The sequence below is a fragment of the Pseudomonas sp. 05L36 genome, assembly GCF_056398125.1.
In genome coordinates, this window is sequence record NZ_JBFTOU010000077.1 from 1 (window position 1) to 1561 (window position 1561).

The 1561-nt window shown below is 55.5% G+C and carries 1 protein-coding gene; it reads left to right on the plus strand.

Translation table 11 applies throughout. The features are described from left to right. Positions 1-73 precede the first annotated feature (73 nt). Positions 74-1501 (plus strand): IS1182 family transposase, encoded by a 1428-nt coding sequence (locus AC1DKH_RS30300; RefSeq protein ID WP_477800223.1) that lies wholly within the window; start codon positions 74-76, stop codon positions 1499-1501. Positions 1502-1561: the final 60 nt, after the last annotated feature.

Here is a 1561-nt window from a genome sequence, read left to right on the forward strand (position 1 = left end):
GGCCCAGAGTGTGTCAAAACGCCAAAGCCAACCCTTGCTATGATTGCCCCGGATTTCATCGCAAGGGCTGCCCATGAAACGCTTCATTCAAGGTGAACACCGAGGTCAAAGGACCCTGCTCCCCGAGAGCCTGGACGATTACGTCAGCGACACTAATCCRGTGCGCGTTGTCGATGTCTTCGTGGATGAACTCGACCTGATCACCTTGGGTTTTGAAAGCGCTGTCCCTGCTGAAACTGGCCGACCGGCCTACCACCCCGCAGTCATGCTGAAGATCTACATCTACGGCTATCTAAACCGCATCCAGTCGAGCCGACGCCTTGAGCGCGAGGCGCAGCGCAACGTCGAATTGATGTGGCTTACCGGTCGCTTGATGCCGGATTTCAAGACCATCGCCAACTTCCGCAAAGACAACGGCAAGGCCATTCGAGGCGTTTGCCGCCAGTTTGTTGTGCTGTGCCAGCAGTTGGGGCTTTTTTCGGAAAACCTCGTTGCTATCGACGGCAGTAAATTCAAGGCGGTGAACCACCGCGACCGCAATTTCACCAGCGCCAAGCTGAAGCGCCGGATGGAAGAAATCGAATCGAGCATCACCAGTTATCTAAAGGCGCTGGATGCAGCTGATCGCGAAGAGACCAAGTCTTCAGGGCCCAAAGGCGGCCTGGAAGAGAAAATCGTCAAACTGAAGGAGCAGATGAAGGCACTTCAGGCGATTGAAATACAGCTTGAGGAGTCGCCGGACAAACAGATCTCGCTGACCGACCCAGACGCCCGCTCGATGATGACGAGCGGCAAAGGAATCGTGGGTTACAACGTACAGACGGCGGTCGATACCAAGCACCATCTGATCGTCGCGCACGAGGTGACCAATGAGGGTCACGACCGTGATCAGCTCAGTTCGATGGCCCAGCAGGCCCGTGAGGCGATGAAACTCGAATCGTTGTCGGTGGTGGCTGACCGGGGGTATTACAAAAGCGGGGAGATCCTTGCCTGCCACGAGGCAGGGATTAGCGCTTATGTACCGAAGACGCTGAGCTCGCGCGCCAAATTCGATGGCCGCTTCAACAATGACGAGTTTGTTTACGACGCGGACAAAGATGTGTACGTCTGCCCCGCCAAGGAAGTGCTGATCTGGCGAAACTCTTACGTCGATAAAGGCAAGACGCTGAGCAGTTACTGGAGCTCCAACTGCCGGTCATGCTCGATAAAGGCGCAATGCACACCGGCCAGAGAGCGAAAGGTTCGTCGCTGGGAACATGAAGCGGTGCTGGAGGAAATGCAGGTCCGCCTGGACAATACGCCCCAGATGATGAGCATCCGCAAACGGACCGTCGAGCATCCCTTCGGGACGCTTAAACAATGGATGGGTGCGACACACTTTTTGACCCGACGACTTGCCGGGGTGAGCACCGAAATGAGCTTGAATGTGCTCGCTTACAACTTGAAGCGAGTGATGAAAATCCTCGGTACGCAGAATCTGATGAAAGCGCTGGCGGCCTGAAAAGCCTTCTGTTTTGCCCGATGGACGAGCTGAGAAGCGTTACTGGTGGCATTAAAAGCG